This is a genomic window from Stenotrophomonas sp. TWI1183, from assembly GCF_039673115.1.
In the GTDB taxonomy this organism is placed as follows: Bacteria; Pseudomonadota; Gammaproteobacteria; order Xanthomonadales; family Xanthomonadaceae; genus Stenotrophomonas; species Stenotrophomonas maltophilia_AA.
In genome coordinates this window covers 26034-40194 of the sequence record NZ_JBDJKZ010000003.1, presented here as the reverse complement: position 1 = coordinate 40194, position 14161 = coordinate 26034, and the positions used below count along the sequence as shown (strand labels likewise).

General features: G+C 67.0%; 12 protein-coding genes. 5 read left to right on the top strand and 7 right to left on the bottom strand.

Annotation, left to right across the window (positions count from 1 at the left end; translation table 11 throughout):
- Positions 1–51: 51 nt before the first annotated feature.
- Positions 52–288, top strand: coding sequence for a hypothetical protein (locus ABE434_RS04180; protein ID WP_346477932.1), 237 nt, complete (start codon positions 52–54; stop codon positions 286–288).
- A 133-nt stretch (positions 289–421) separates the two neighbouring features.
- A complete protein-coding gene (locus tag ABE434_RS04175; RefSeq protein ID WP_346477931.1) occupies positions 422–1297 on the top strand; it encodes an endonuclease/exonuclease/phosphatase family protein in 876 nt (291 codons plus the stop codon).
- A 90-nt stretch (positions 1298–1387) separates the two neighbouring features.
- Here ABE434_RS04175 and ABE434_RS04170 read toward each other — a convergent pair whose 3' ends face one another.
- The 5 genes from ABE434_RS04170 to ABE434_RS04150 form a co-directional block, all read right to left on the bottom strand.
- Positions 1388–2818, bottom strand: coding sequence for an efflux transporter outer membrane subunit (locus tag ABE434_RS04170; RefSeq protein WP_346477930.1), 1431 nt, complete (start codon positions 2816–2818; stop codon positions 1388–1390).
- Positions 2812–3549, bottom strand: a complete 738-nt coding sequence (locus tag ABE434_RS04165; protein WP_346477929.1) for an SDR family oxidoreductase — start codon at positions 3547–3549, stop codon at positions 2812–2814. The genes ABE434_RS04170 and ABE434_RS04165 overlap by 7 nt, the downstream gene beginning before the upstream one ends.
- 25 nt (positions 3550–3574) lie before the next feature.
- Positions 3575–6745, bottom strand: a complete 3171-nt coding sequence (locus tag ABE434_RS04160; protein ID WP_346477928.1) for a multidrug efflux RND transporter permease subunit — start codon at positions 6743–6745, stop codon at positions 3575–3577.
- Positions 6746–6851: 106 nt separating this feature from the next.
- Positions 6852–8066 (bottom strand): efflux RND transporter periplasmic adaptor subunit, encoded by a 1215-nt coding sequence (locus tag ABE434_RS04155; RefSeq protein ID WP_346477927.1) that lies wholly within the window; start codon positions 8064–8066, stop codon positions 6852–6854.
- Between the two features lie 92 nt (positions 8067–8158).
- Positions 8159–8932 carry an SDR family oxidoreductase gene (locus ABE434_RS04150; RefSeq protein ID WP_346477926.1) on the bottom strand — a complete coding sequence of 258 codons (774 nt, stop codon included), beginning with the start codon at positions 8930–8932 and terminating at the stop codon, positions 8159–8161.
- A gap of 367 nt (positions 8933–9299) precedes the next feature.
- Here ABE434_RS04150 and ABE434_RS04145 point away from each other — a divergent pair, with 367 nt between their 5' ends.
- Positions 9300–10322: a LysR family transcriptional regulator gene (locus tag ABE434_RS04145; RefSeq protein ID WP_346477925.1), complete on the top strand. Its 1023-nt coding sequence runs from the start codon at positions 9300–9302 to the stop codon at positions 10320–10322.
- A 217-nt stretch (positions 10323–10539) separates the two neighbouring features.
- Here ABE434_RS04145 and ABE434_RS04140 read toward each other — a convergent pair whose 3' ends face one another.
- Positions 10540–11235 (bottom strand): OmpA family protein, encoded by a 696-nt coding sequence (locus ABE434_RS04140; RefSeq protein WP_176989714.1) that lies wholly within the window; start codon positions 11233–11235, stop codon positions 10540–10542.
- 151 nt (positions 11236–11386) lie between these two features.
- Positions 11387–12802, bottom strand: a complete 1416-nt coding sequence (locus ABE434_RS04135; protein ID WP_346477924.1) for a deoxyribodipyrimidine photo-lyase — start codon at positions 12800–12802, stop codon at positions 11387–11389.
- 168 nt (positions 12803–12970) lie between these two features.
- Between ABE434_RS04135 and ABE434_RS04130 the strand changes: the two genes are divergently transcribed.
- Positions 12971–13600 (top strand): superoxide dismutase, encoded by a 630-nt coding sequence (locus tag ABE434_RS04130; RefSeq protein ID WP_346477923.1) that lies wholly within the window; start codon positions 12971–12973, stop codon positions 13598–13600.
- Positions 13600–14154, top strand: coding sequence for a flavin reductase family protein (locus ABE434_RS04125; RefSeq protein WP_346477922.1), 555 nt, complete (start codon positions 13600–13602; stop codon positions 14152–14154). Before ABE434_RS04130 ends, ABE434_RS04125 begins: the two co-directional genes overlap by 1 nt.
- Positions 14155–14161 lie beyond the last annotated feature (7 nt).

Here is a 14161-nt window from a genome sequence, read left to right as displayed (position 1 = left end):
ATAGATATCCAGCGCGCATGTGCGCGACTGCAGAGAGCAAGGATCATGCTGATGAAACTGCATTTGGCCACGACGGCCGCACTGGTCATGGCGTTGGGTGGCATCGGGGCGGCCGTGACGGCCGACGCGGCGGGACCTGGGACGTCCACCACCGATTGCGTTCGCCTGTCCAATGGCCCCTACGCCCATCAACGCTGCACCGTCACGCATATCGAGGACGACGGCAGCGTGTGGACGTCGGTGTACTACATCGACCACAACGGCCAGTGGTATCTGCCGGCCGACTGAGTCTCGTCTTCCGGCAGGGGGACGGGCCGTGGAACCGGCCCGCTCCCCGTTCAACCGCCATGTCGCGCATAGCCTTGCCCCGCCCTTCCATGCGACCCTCCGGGAACGTTTTCACGGAATGGAGGGATTCCACATGCTGTCTCGTTTCCATCGGCCCGCGCTGCTGGCCCTGATGATGTTCGCGGCCCCGCTGGGTGCCGCCTGGGCGCAGGCACCGGCTGCATTGAAGGTGATGTCCTTCAACGTCCGCACGCCGGCCGATACCGACCCCGGCAAGCGCTGGGAAGACCGCCGCGATGCGATGGTCACGCTGATCCGTGAGCAGAAGCCCGAGGTGATCGGCACGCAGGAACTGGTGCAGAAACAGGGCGCGTACCTGGTTGAGCACCTGCCCGGGTATGCGCTGTTCGGCAAGGACCGCCGCGGCGGCCACGGCGACGAACACATGGGCGTGCTGTACGACACGGCGCGTCTGAAAGTGCTGGAATCGGGGGACTTCTGGTTGTCCGATACGCCGGACGTACCGGGCAGCATCACCTGGGGCAACCTGTTCCCGCGCATGGTGACCTGGGCGCTGTTCCAGCGGCAGGCCGACGGCCAGCGCTTCTATCTGTTCAACACCCACCTGCCCTACCGCGATGAGGATGAGCCGCGTCGCGTGCTCGGTGCGAAATTGATCGTCTCGCGCCTGGCGGCGCTGCCCAAGGACATTCCGGTGGTGGTCACCGGCGATTTCAACAGTGAGCCCGGCAGCGACACCTACAAGGCGTTCACCGCCGCGTTGGGCGATGCACGCACGCTGGCCAGCAGGGTCGACGGCCCGCGCCTGACCTTCCACGATTTCACCGGTAGGCCCACGGTGGAACTGGACTGGATCCTGGTGCGCGGCTTCAGCGTGGACCGCTTCAGCACGCTGGACCAGAAACCCGGTGGCGTGTTGCCGTCGGACCATTATCCGGTCCAGGCCGAGCTGCGTTTCGCTGCACCGGCTGCTGCCGCAGGCAGGTAAGCGCCTGTCCGCTGGACGGCCGGGGGCCGTCCAGCGGCATCACACCGCCGCGAGGGCGGTGCGATAGCGGGGTCGTCACCGGCGCTGCGGTCAGCGCTGGGTGACCGCCACCGGCGTATTGGCCGCGTCCTGCTGCTGGCCCCAGCCACCCAAGGCCTTGTACACACCGACCACGCTGACGTTGACCGTGGATTCGGCCTCGGCCAGCGCGTCATCCGCGGCAAGCTGCGTGCGCTGTGCATCCAGCAGGGTCAGGAAGTCTTCCGAGCCCTCGCGGAAGCGGATCTGCGCCAACTCCTCGGCACGCCCTGCGGCCTGGGCCTGCTCGGCGACGATCGCCAGGCGGGCCTGCTGCTTGGCGTAACGCGTCAGTGCGTTCTCGGTGTCTTCCAGTGCCAGCAGCACGGCCTTTTCGTACTCGGCCGCGGCTCCGTCGGCCTGCGCCTTGCTCGCGCGCAGACGGGCTTTCACCGTGCCGAAATCGAACGCGGCCCAGCTGATCGACGGGGTCACCGACCATGCCTTGTTGTTGCCGTTGACCAGCCCACTGGCATCGCCGGACAGGAAGCCGACGAAGCCGCTCAGGCTGATCCGCGGGAACAGATCGGCCGTGGCCACGCCAACGCGTGCGGTCGCCGCCGCCAGGCGGCGCTCGGCCACGCGCACGTCGGCACGCTGACGCAGCAGATCGGTGGTGTCACCCAGTGGCAACGCCTTGGCGTACGGCCGCATCTCGCGCGGCTGCAGCAGGCTGTCCAGCGCGTCCGGTCGCTGGCCCAGCAATACCGCCAGGCGATGACGTGACTGCACTTCGGCCACTTCCAGCAGCGGGATGTCGGCCTCGATCGCCTTCAGTCGGGCACGGCTGCTCTGCACGTCCAGCTCGCTGCCGGCGCCCAGTTCCCACCGCGTTTCGGTGAGCTTCTGGGTGTCGCGCAGATTGACCAGGGTGCGCTTTGCCACCGCGATGCGCTTCTGGGTACCGCGCAGCTCGAAGTAGTTGCGGGCCACTTCGGCAGCGACGGTGACCTGCGCATCGGCGAGGTTGTCCTGCTCGGCACCCAGGTCCGCGCGCGCCGCTTCGGCGGCACGGCGCTGACGGCCGAACAGATCCAGCTCCCAGCCGGCATCGAAGCCGAGCTGGTAGGTCTCGCTGAAGACGCGCTCGCCACCGACGGTCGCATCCGGCTGCTTGCGACGGTCGTAGCTGCCACCGCTGGTGACGTGCGGCAACTGGTCCAGGCGCTGCTCGACGAACACCGCGCGGGCCTCACGCACGCGCGACATCGCGATGCGCAGGTCCAGGTTGGTGCCCAGTGCGTCATGCACCAGCTGCTCCAGCACCGGGTCATCGAACTGGGCCCACCAGCTCGCCACCGGCGAGGTGGTGGTGAACACCGGCGCGGCGGCGCCCTGCAGGGTCACCGGCTGGGCCGGTGGCGCCTGGTAGTTGGGGCCGACGCTGACGCAGCCGGCCAGCAGCGCGCTGGTCACGGCCACGGTCAACAGGCGGATCACCATGGCAGCACCTCGCCGAGGTAGGTGAAGCTGCCGTTCGGGCCGTCGGCATCGATCAGCGCCATGCCGACGCTGGAACGCGCGCCTTCGCTGATTTCGATTTCGCCCTCGCCACCGTTCATATCGGTTTTGACGTAGCCCGGATGCACGGTGTTGACCTTGGTGGTGCTCTCGCGCAGCTCGTAGGCCAGCTGCACGGTCCAGGCATTCACCGCGCTCTTGGAGGCGTTGTAGGCCGGCACCGCGAAACCGTAGATCGGCGAACCCGGCTGGCTGTGCAGGGTCAGCGAGCCCAGGATGCTGGACACGTTGACGATGCGGCCGGCCGGCGACGCGTTGAGCAGCGGCAGGAAGGCCTGGGTGACGGCGATCACCGCGAACACATTGGTGTCGAAGGTATCGCGCCAGGTCTGCAGGGTCTGCGCCGAGGGGGCCAGTTTGATGTCGTCCAGCAGGATGCCGGCGTTGTTGACCAGGATGTCCAGGCGGCCGTGACGCTCGGTCACGGTCTGCACCGCCGCGGCGATGCTGTCGGCATCGCCCACGTCGAGCTGGATCGCTTCGACCGGCAGGCCCTCGGCCTGCAGCTTGAGCGCCTCGGCCACGGCGACGTCGCGCTTGCGCCCGGCCAGCAGAGTATGCACGCCGGCCTGGGCCAGCTGACGGACGGTTTCCAGGCCGATGCCGCGGGTGGCACCGGTGACCAGAGCGATCTTTTGGGTAGCGGTATTCATGTGAAAAACCTCGCGGGGGAAGGAATCAATAGTGGATGGTCGGTTCGCCGTGGGTCACCAGCTGCCCGCCGCCGTTACGGCTGACGAACTTGCGCAGGGCCACGTAGAACACCGGGGTCAGGAACAGACCGAACAGGGTGACGCCCAGCATGCCGGCGAACACCGTGATACCGGTCACCGAGCGGACTTCCGCGCCGGCGCCATGCGAGATCACCAGCGGGATGGTGCCGGCAATGAACGCGATGGAGGTCATCACGATCGGGCGCAGACGCAGGCGGCACGCTTCCAGCGCAGCCTCCACGATGCCCTTGCCGCCCATTTCCAGTTCGCGGGCGAACTCGACGATCAGGATCGCGTTCTTGCATGCCAGGCCCATCAGCACCACCAGGCCGACCTGCACGAATACGTTGTTGTCGCCACCGGTCATCCATACGCCGAACAACGCGGACAGCAGGGTCATGGGGACAATCAGGATCACCGCCAGCGGCAGCGACCAGCTTTCATACAGCGCGGCCAGCACCAGGAACGCCAGCAGGATCGCTACCGGGAACACGATGAAGGCGGCCTTGCCCTGGGTGGCCTGCTGGTAGCTCAGGTCGGTCCACTCGGTCTGCATGCCCACCGGCAGGACCTGCCCGGCGATCTCGGTCAGCTTGGCCATGGCCTCGGCCGAGGACAGCATGCGCGGGTCGGCTTCGCCGGCCAGATCAGCCGCCGGGTAACCGTTGAAGCGCAGCACCGGGTCGGGACCGTAGGTCTCCTTCACGGTGACCATCGAGCCGATCGGCACCATCTCGCCCCGGTTGTTGCGGGTACGCAGGCGACCGATGTCTTCCACGCTGTCACGGAACTGGCCGTCGGCCTGCGCGATCACCTGCCAGGTACGACCGAACTGGTTGAAATCGTTCACGTAGGCCGAGCCCAGGTAGGTCTGCAGCGTGTCGAACAATTCGGTCAGCTCCACGCCCTGGGCCTTGGCCTTGACGCGGTCCACTTCGGCATCCAGCTGCGGCACGTTGGCCTGGTAGCTGGTGATCGGGAACGCCATGCCCGGGGTCTGCGCGACGGCACCCTGCATCGTGCTCACGGCGGTCTGCAGTGCGCCGTAGCCGAGATTGCCGCGGTCCTGGATGAACATCTGGTAGCCGTTGCCGTTGCCCAGGCCGAGGATCGGCGGCGGCATCATGGAGAACGCGAAGCCCTCCTGCAGCCCGGCGATCTTGGCGTTGATCTCGGCATTGATCTGCGCGGCGGTACGGCCCTTGCGCTCACTGAACGGCTTGAGCGGAACGAACGCCACACCGGTGTTGGGCGTGTTGGTGAACTGCAGCGCGTTCAGACCCGGGAACTGGATCGTGTGCGCCACGCCATCGGTGTTGCGCGCGATCTCGGCGACCTTGGCCAGCATGGCATCGGTGCGCGCGATCGAGGAGCCTTCCGGCAGCTTCACGCCGGCGATCAGGTACAGCTTGTCCTGGGTCGGGATGAAGCCGGCCGGGACCGCCTTGAACATCAGGCCGGTGGCCAGCAGCAGGCCGGCGTAGACCACGAACACCAGGCCACGACGGCCCAGCAGGCGGCCGACCGAACCGTGGTACTTCTCCGAGCTGGTCTTGAAGAAGCGGTTGAACGGACGGAAGATCCAGCCGAACAGACGGTCGATCAGACGGGTCAGGCCATCCTTCGGTGCACCGTGCGGCTTGAGCAGGCGCGCGGCCAGGGCCGGCGACAGGGTCAGCGAGTTGATCGCCGAGATCACGGTCGAGATCGCGATGGTGACGGCGAACTGCTTGTAGAACGCACCGGTCACGCCCGACAGGAACGCCATCGGCACGAACACGGCACACAGCACCAGCGCGATCGCCACGATCGGGCCGGAGACTTCACGCATCGCCTGGTGGGCCGCGGCCAGCGGGGTCAGGCCTTCTTCGATGTTGCGCTCGACGTTCTCCACCACCACGATCGCGTCATCGACCACGATGCCGATCGCCAGCACCAGCCCGAACAGGGTCAAGGTGTTGATCGAGAAGCCCAGCACGTACAGCGCCGCAAACGTACCCACGATGGACACCGGCACGGCGATCAACGGAATGATCGAGGCGCGCCAGGTCTGCAGGAACAGGATCACCACCAGCACCACCAGCGCGATCGCCTCCAGCAGCGTGGAGACCACGGCCTTGACCGAGTCGCGCACGAAGATGGTGGTGTCGTACACCGCTTCGTACTTCACGCCGGCCGGGAACTGCTTGGTCAGCTCATCCATGGTGTGGATGACCGAGTCGCGGATTTCCAGCGCGTTGGCGCCCGGGGCCTGGAAGATACCGATACCGACCGCGTTCTTGCCGTCCAGCTGCGAGCGCAGCGTGTAGTCACCGGCGCCCAGTTCCAGGCGGGCGACATCGGACAGGCGCACCACTTCACCGTCGTCACCGGCCTTGAGCACGATGTCGCGGAATTCCTGCTCGCTGCGCAGGCGACCCTGGGCGTTGATCAGGGTCAGGAAGTCGCTGCTCGGCATCGGCTCGGCGCCGAGCTGGCCGGCCGAGACCTGCACGTTCTGCTCGCGCATCGCACGCACCACGTCGCTGGCGGTCAGGCCGCGCGCGGCGATCTTGTCCGGGTCCAGCCACGCACGCATGGCGTAGTCGCCGCCGCCGAACATCTGCGCATCACCGACGCCCTGCAGGCGTGCCAGGGCATCCTTGACGTGCAGGCGGGCGTAGTTGCGCAGGTACAGCGAGTCGTACTTGCCGTCCGGCGAGGTCAGGTGGACCACCATCAGGAAGGTCGGCGACTGCTTCTGGGTGGAGACACCCTGGCGGCGCACGTCTTCAGGCAGGCGCGCCTGCGCCTGGGCGACACGGTTCTGCACCTTGACCGCAGCTTCGTCCGGGTCGGTGCCCGGGCGGAAGGTCACGGTCATCTGCAGTACGCCGTCGGAGCCGGCGACGGACTTGATGTACATCATGTCCTCGACGCCGTTGATCGCTTCTTCCAGTGGCGTGGCCACGGTTTCAGCGATCACCTTGGGGTTGGCGCCCGGGTACACCGTGCGCACCACCACCGACGGCGGCACCACTTCGGGGTACTCGCTGATCGGCAGCATGGGGATCGCGATCAGGCCTGCGGCGAAGATCACGATCGACAGCACCGCCGCGAAGATCGGCCTGTCAATGAAAAAACGGGAAAAGTCCATGGGTGGATTCCTGGGTGTTCGCCGACACCGGCGTGCAGGACCCCTGCCGCTGTCGCGGACGACAGCGGAGACGGGCAGCCCCGCACGGGGCATCAGCGAGGGAAGATCAGTTCAGAGCGGCGGTGGCTTTCGGTGCAACGGTGCCGCCGGCCGGCTGCATCGCGACGGCCTTGGCCTGGACCGGCATGCCCGGCATGAAGACTTTCTGCACGCCGTCGATGATCACGCGGTCACCGGCCTTCACGCCCTGCTCGACGATGCGCAGGCCGTCGGCGGTGCGGCCAAGTTCGATATCGCGGCGCTGTGCCTTGTTGTCCTTGTCGACCACGTAGACGAACTTGCGGTCCTGGTCGGTCAGCACGGCCTTGTCATCGATCAGCATGGCCTGGAACTGGCCGCTGCCGAGCAGCTGCACGCGCGCGAACAGGCCCGGGGTGAAGGCGCGGTCGGCGTTGTCCAGCAGCGCGCGGACCCGGATGGTGCCGGTGCTGCGGGTGACCTGGTTGTCCAGGAAGTCGACCTTGCCTTCATGCGGGTAGCCGGTCTCGCCGGACAGGCCGACCTTCACCGGCAGTTCGCTGTCACGCTCGCTCGGGCGTTCACCCTTGCGGGCCATCTGGGCGTAGCGCAGGAAGGTCCCTTCATCGGCATCGAAGTACACATGCACCTTGTCCAGCGAGACCAGCGTGGTCAGCACGCTGGCACTGTCGCCGGCGGTCACCAGGTTGCCGGCGGTCACCATCGCGCGGCCGGCACGGCCGTTGATCGGGGCGCGCACCTGGGTGAACTCCATGTTCAACCGCGCCGCATCCACCGCCGCCTGCGCGGCCTGGACCTGCGCCAGTGCCTGTTCGGACACCGCGCGGCGCTGTTCCCAGGTCTCGGTGGAGATCGCCTGCTGGTCGGACAGGCGGCGGGCACGGTCGGCTTCGCTGCGGCTCACCTGGGCCTGGGTGCGCGCGCGGTTGAGCTCGGCGGTGGCGCGGTCCAGCTCGGCGCGGTAGCTGCGTGCGTCGATGGTGAACAGCACATCACCCTTCTTGACCTCCTGGCCTTCGACATAGTTGACCTTGTCGATGTAGCCGGAGACGCGCGGGCGCAGTTCAACGCTTTCGACCGCTTCGACGCGGCCACTGAAGTCGTCCCACTGGCTGACCTGCTTGACCAGCACCGGGGCGGCGCTGACCGACGGCGGCGGCGGCATGCCGGCTTCTTCAGCGTGGCTGCCACTGCAGGCGGTCAGCACCGCGGCGGCGAGGATCGAGACGCCGGCCATGGCCAGCCGTCGGGTGAAACGATGCGGGGAGGAGTTGGAAGTCATGTCATGCATCCGTACGTAGGGGTGGTGATACAGAATCGAAAACGTGGGGCGACGTGGGGGGGCGTAGCCTGGGACCTGAACCTTGGTAGAGGTCAAGCGGTGCCGGCCGTGTTGCGCGACATCGGAGGGGGGCGGTCCAGATGCAGCAGCCCGCGCGGCAACTCGGCATCGCGCGCGTCGCAGCGCACGATCGCGCGGTTGTCGGTGCAGTTGTCCAGCAGCGAGACCACGCGACGGCCGACCAGCAGCGCGCTCGGCCATTCGATGCAGGCCTTGGCCGCATTGGCCGGGGTACACACCGGATCGCACACTTCCAGCATCTGCGCGCGCACACCGAGGGCCTGGGCCTCCTGGTGCAGCACCTGCGCGTACATGCGCGTGGCGGACATGGTGATGGAGGATTCCCCATGCCCGGCCCACGGCTTGAAACCGGCCGGGCCGCCGACCAGCACGTAGCGCCGCGCCTGCGCGCCACCGCGCAGCAGCGGCAGCAGATGCCGCCCCGCATGCACGTGCGGCATCACATCGGCCTGCAGCGCCTGCAACAGTGCATCGCCACTGCGATCGGTCACCCGTCCGCGGTTGTACGGGCCGCCCATTGCATCGACCACCGCCGCCAGCGCGCGGCGACGCCCGCCGATCCGCTCGGCCACGGTGCGCGCAGAGCCGTCATCGCCCAACGAGCCGAGTAGCACTTCCAGCCCGGGCTCATCGGCGAACTGCTCCTGCAGCGCGGCCAGCCGCGTGGGATCGCGGCCGACCACCAGGACCGGGCTGCCGGCCTCCAGCAAAGCGGCCACGATGCCCTGGCCCACGCTGCCGGTGCCACCGAGCACCAGCACCTCGGGGGCCAATGTCCCATTCATGGGACTTTCACTCCCGTCGCCGGGATAATCCCAATTCGACCCAGTCGGTCGTTGCCACGGGCACCCAGGCGAAGGATGCCACCGCGCTGCATGTTGGCAGGCGGGGTGAATTCCCGGAAAGCCTTGCGGGACAAGGAACCCAGGCGGGGTTCCACGGTCAACGCGAGGTCCAGCGGGGCGTTGGGGCCGCTACGCAGGCGGCCAAGAATGTTCCGCAACCACATGGTTGTCGTCCTTCATATCTGGAATGGCGCCAGATTAGTCCTCAAACTCCCCCTTGATTAGTCCGGATTTAGGGGAATAATCATCCCGTGCCCGGCACAATCATTTGCGGCACTCTTCCCCTCCCCCGACTTTGGATCCTGTCATGGCCCACGATCTCAACGACACGCTGATCTTCGTCAAAGTGGTCGAACAAGGCAGTTTCATCGCCGCCGCCACTGCACTGGGGCTCCCCAAGACGACGGTGAGCCGCAAAGTGCAGGAACTGGAAACGCGTCTCGGCGCACGCCTGCTGCACCGGACCACCCGCCGCCTCGGCCTCACCGAGGCTGGCTCGGTCTATCACGAGCACTGCCAGCGCATCGCACGCGAACTGGAAGAAGCCGAAGGTGCGGTCAACCAGCTGCAGTCCGGCCCGCGCGGCTGGTTGCGCTTCACCGTGCCCTACTCGATCGGCATCACCTGGATCGCGCCGCTGCTCGGCCAGTTCCATGCGCAATACCCGGAAATCCAGCTGGACATGCACCTGGGTAACGAAAAGCTCGACCTGATCGCCGGTGAAGCGGATCTGGCGCTGCGCGTGGGCACCCTGCCCGACTCCAACCTGGTGGCGCGCAAACTCGGCAGCCTGCGCACGCAGGTGTTCGCCAGCCCGGCCTACATCGAGCGCTACGGCGAGCCGCTGCATCCGGATGAGCTGCAGTTCCACCGCATCCTGGCGATGCGCAAGGCGCGCAACCTCAACAACAACCGCTTCTTCTGGCAGCTGGGCGAGAACGGCGGCGAGCTGCTCGATTTCCCGGTCAATCCGCTGCTGGTCGCCAATGATCCCTCCGCGTTGAACGGCGCACTGGTGTGCGGCGAAGGCCTGCTGCTGACCGGTGACGTGATGGCCAAGCCCTTCGTCGAATCGGGCATGGTGCGGCGCGTGCTGGCCGGCTGGACCGGCCCGGAAGTGGACTTCAACGCGGTGTTCGCCGGCGGCCGGCTGGTCTCGCCGAAGGTGCGCGCGTTCGTGGATTTCCTGGTCGAGAAGATGAACTTCGACGCCAACTACATGCTCGCCCAGTGCCCGGCGGCGAAGCTGGCCAAGCAGCAGCAGACCCAGGTGGAAACGGAGATGCAGGCGGCCGGGAAGCGGATTCTGGAGACGGTGACCGCGGGGTGATGCTGACGATGCTTCATCAGCGTAGTGACGTATGAACAACAACGCCGCCCTTGGGCGGCGTTGTTGTTTGGGCGGTGCGGGTGTGCGAGCGGACGGCGTTGTTCCGGGTGTACCGGCCAACGGCCGGTACCTACAAAAAATGCCGCCTGTAAGGGCGGCATTTTTGTGTTGCGAACCTGCGGCTCGCAACACGCAATAACAGCGCGCTGGCGCGCTGTTATTGCTGCAACGGAATCACACGGATCTCGACGCGGCGGTTCTGCGCGCGGCCGGCATCGGTGTTGTTGTCGGCGATCGGGTAGGCCTTGCCGGCACCCAGGGTTTCGATGCGGGCGCGCTGCACGCCCTGGCCGGCCAGGTAAGCGGCGACCGAGTCGGCGCGTTCCTTGGACAGGCGGTTGTTCACCGCATCGCTGCCGATGCTGTCGGTGTGGCCGACCACTTCGATCATGGTCTGGTTGTACTCGGCCAGCGTGCTCGCCACGCCGTTGAGCGACCCGTAGAACTGCGGCTTCAGCGTGGACTTGCCGAAGTCGAAGGTGATGCCGTCCGGCAGGTTCAGCACGAGGTTGTCGCCATTGCGGGAGACGTCGATACCGGTGTTGGCGGTGCGCTCGCGCAGGGCGCGTTCCTGGCGGTCCTGGTACTGGCCGACGGCCGCGCCGCTCAGTGCGCCGATACCGGCACCGATCATGGCGTGCTGGCGGCGTTCGGTGGCGCTGTTGCCGCTGAGCAGGCCCGCGGCGACGCCGACGGCGGTACCGATCAGGGCGTTGCGGCCGGTGCGGTTCTGCTGCTCGACGGGATTGCCGTACTGGTCACTCTGCACGTAGGAGCCACCGGTGGCGCAGGCCGTCAGGGCGGCAGCAGTCATCAGGGCCAGGGCCACGTTGCGGGTTGCGGGTCGAATCATGAGGTTTCTCCTTGGTTACCGGTCGGCGCCGGCGTGCGGGCCGTGAAGAGCATAAACAGCCCAACGCGATGCCGGCATGATGAATAGCACGCTCGGCAGCTCCCTGTTCAGGTAATCGTTTACGGCGGCGGCGCTCGATCCGGGGTGCGGGTCACGCTCCGCCGGTGTGGCGATACGCGGCCAAGGCGGCATCCCGACCCTCGGACAGATCCACCAGCGGCAAGGCCGGATAGCCTGGCGCGCACTCGGCCAGCAGCTGCGGGGACTGCCACGGAGCAAAGCGCGCCTTGACCGGCAATGCGGCCAGTTCCGGCACCCATCGCGAGATGTAACGCGCCTGCGGGTCGAACTTCTGCGACTGCGTCACCGGATTGAAAATCCGGAAGTACGGCGCCGCGTCCGCCCCGGTGCCGGCAACCCACTGCCAACCCATCGTGTTGTTGGCCAGGTCCGCATCGACCAGCGTGTCCCAGAACCAGCGCGCGCCTTCGCGCCAGTGCTGGCGCATGTGCTTGCACAGGTAGCTCGCGACGATCATGCGCACGCGGTTGTGCATGTAACCGGTGGCCCACAGCTCACGCAGGCCCGCATCGACGATCGGAATGCCGGTGCGGCCCTGCTGCCATGCACGCAGCGCGTCCGCATCGGGCTTGGCCCATTGGAACTGATCGAAGCGCGGGTTGAGGTTGTGATCCGGCGTCTGCGGGAAGTGATGCAGCAGGTGATACGAAAACTCGCGCCAGCCCAGTTCGCGGATGTAGCCGTCGATGTCGGCATCCCGGCTGGCACTGCGCTCGCCCTGCAGGCGGCGGACGATCTGCCACGGGGCGATCTCGCCGAAATGCAGGTGCGGCGACAGCAGCGAGGTGCCGACCCGGTCCGGCAGATCACGTTGCTCGCGATAGCCGTTGAGGGCACCGTCGATGAAGACCGTCAGTGCCTCGTGGGCGCCGGCTTCGCCGGGCTGCCAATGCGTCCAGAACTGCCGGTCCCATGGGATCGCCGGCGCCAGGCCCAGTGACTCCAGCGTCCCGCCGCTCGCGCTGTGCCCGGGGAACCGGTCCGGGACACCGCTCGGCGCCGGCAGCTGGAGGCGGGTCTGCGCATTCCGCCAGAACGGGGTGAACACTTTGTACGGTCCGCCCTGCTGGGTTGCCACGTCCCACGGCTCGAACATCAGGCTGCCGTTGTGGCTTTCGGCCTCGATGCCCTGCTCGCGCAGCTCCCGCTTGATCTTCGCATCGCGTGGCTGGGTGGCCGGTTCGTACTTGCGGTTCCAGTAGACCGCCACCGCACCGGTCTGCTCGATCAGCGCCTGGAGCTCCGACTGACTGTCTCCCTCGCGCAGCACCAGCGAAGAACCGCGCGCACGGAGGTCAGCGTCCAGCGCTGCCAGGGAGCGATGCAACCACGTATTGGACGCGCCACCGGGCGCCCAATCGCCTTCTTCGTGGGGCGCATGGATGTAGACCGGCACCGGCACGTGCCCGGCATCCAGGGCGGCCTGCAGGGCCGGGTTGTCCTGCAACCGCAGGTCACGGCGAAACCACACCAACGCTACCGACACGAGACTACCCCGGAAGATTCGAGAGGCAATGATAGCCAGTGCAGGTGAAGGACAGGCAGCGATCACGCGTGGGTGGCCCGCACTGTTCCACATCGCCGCGCTTGACCTCAATCATGCTTGAGGTTCTATCGTGGCGTCCTCCCCCCTGCCTCCCCTCTGGAGATGAACATGGCTTACACCCTCCCCGCCCTGCCCTACGCCTACGACGCACTCGAACCGCACTTCGATGCACGCACGATGGAAATCCATCATGCCAAGCACCACCAGGCCTACGTCACCAATCTCAATGCCGCCCTCACCGATGCAGGGATCGAGAGCCCCGACATCGACGCGCTGATCGCCGATATCGGGGCTCTGCCGGAGGGTGTGCGCAACGTCGTCCGCAACAACGGCGGCGGGCATGCCAACCACAGCCTGTTCTGGACAGTGCTGACCGCCAGCGGCGGCACGCCGGAAGGCGCCGTGGCCCAGGCGATCGAGCGTGACCTCGGCGGCTACGCCGCGTTCAAGGAGGCCTTCACCAAGGCCGCGCAGACCCGCTTCGGCAGTGGCTGGGCGTGGTTGACGTTGAGCCGCGACGGCAAGCTTGTGGTGGAGAGTAGTCCGAACCAGGACAACCCGTTGATGGGCGACTTCGCGGGTCTCTCCGGTGGCACGCCGATCCTGGGGCTGGATGTGTGGGAGCACGCTTACTACCTGAACTACCAGAACCGCCGCCCGGACTACATCGCCGCGTTCTTCGAGCTGATCGACTGGGCCGAAGTCGCGCGCCGTTACCAGGCCGCCGGCGGCCGTTGATGGACACGGGTCCTGCACTGGGCCTCGGCACGCAGCCCTCCGCCACGCCGCCCGATGCTGCAGTGCTGGACCCGCCGCTTTCGGCGGCCGCGCTGCGCCATGCCTTTGGCCAGTACCCGACAGGGGTCGCCATCGTCGCCGCCCGCAGCGACGACGATGCTCTGTTCGCGATGACGATCAACTCCTTTGCTTCGTTGTCGCTGGACCCACCGCTGGTGCTGTGGAGCATGTCGAACCGCTCGCCCGATGTGGCCGTGTATCGCATCGGCAGGCCGTTCTCGATCAGTATCCTGGCCGCCCGGCAGCTCGCCTTGGCGCGGCATTTCGCCGATGGAAAACGGCGGCGCGTGCCGGTGCCCGGCACGATGATGGCGCACGCCAGTGGCGTGCAACTGGTCCGCGATGCGGTTGCACAGCTCGTCTGCACGGTCGAACAAACGCTGCCCGCCGGTGATCATGTGCTGGTCATCGGCCAGGTGGTGCAGCTGGATACCGCCCCCGGCGACACCCTTGCCTTCCACCGTGGGCGCTACGCCCGCGTCACCGCTGCCTGAGTCCGCA

Excerpts from the sequence above, each read along its gene's own strand:
- ABE434_RS04140 (WP_176989714.1), bottom strand. The coding sequence starts at position 11,235 with ATGATTCGACCCGCAACCCGCAACGTGGCCCTGGCCCTGATGACTGCT.
- ABE434_RS04155 (WP_346477927.1), bottom strand. The coding sequence starts at position 8,066 with ATGACTTCCAACTCCTCCCCGCATCGTTTCACCCGACGGCTGGCCATG.
- ABE434_RS04170 (WP_346477930.1), bottom strand. The coding sequence starts at position 2,818 with ATGGTGATCCGCCTGTTGACCGTGGCCGTGACCAGCGCGCTGCTGGCC.
- ABE434_RS04125 (WP_346477922.1), top strand. The coding sequence starts at position 13,600 with ATGGACACGGGTCCTGCACTGGGCCTCGGCACGCAGCCCTCCGCCACG.
- ABE434_RS04180 (WP_346477932.1), top strand. The coding sequence starts at position 52 with ATGAAACTGCATTTGGCCACGACGGCCGCACTGGTCATGGCGTTGGGT.
- ABE434_RS04175 (WP_346477931.1), top strand. The coding sequence starts at position 422 with ATGCTGTCTCGTTTCCATCGGCCCGCGCTGCTGGCCCTGATGATGTTC.
- ABE434_RS04130 (WP_346477923.1), top strand. The coding sequence starts at position 12,971 with ATGGCTTACACCCTCCCCGCCCTGCCCTACGCCTACGACGCACTCGAA.
- ABE434_RS04165 (WP_346477929.1), bottom strand. The coding sequence starts at position 3,549 with ATGAATACCGCTACCCAAAAGATCGCTCTGGTCACCGGTGCCACCCGC.
- ABE434_RS04150 (WP_346477926.1), bottom strand. The coding sequence starts at position 8,932 with ATGAATGGGACATTGGCCCCCGAGGTGCTGGTGCTCGGTGGCACCGGC.
- ABE434_RS04160 (WP_346477928.1), bottom strand. The coding sequence starts at position 6,745 with ATGGACTTTTCCCGTTTTTTCATTGACAGGCCGATCTTCGCGGCGGTG.
- ABE434_RS04145 (WP_346477925.1), top strand. The coding sequence starts at position 9,300 with ATGGCCCACGATCTCAACGACACGCTGATCTTCGTCAAAGTGGTCGAA.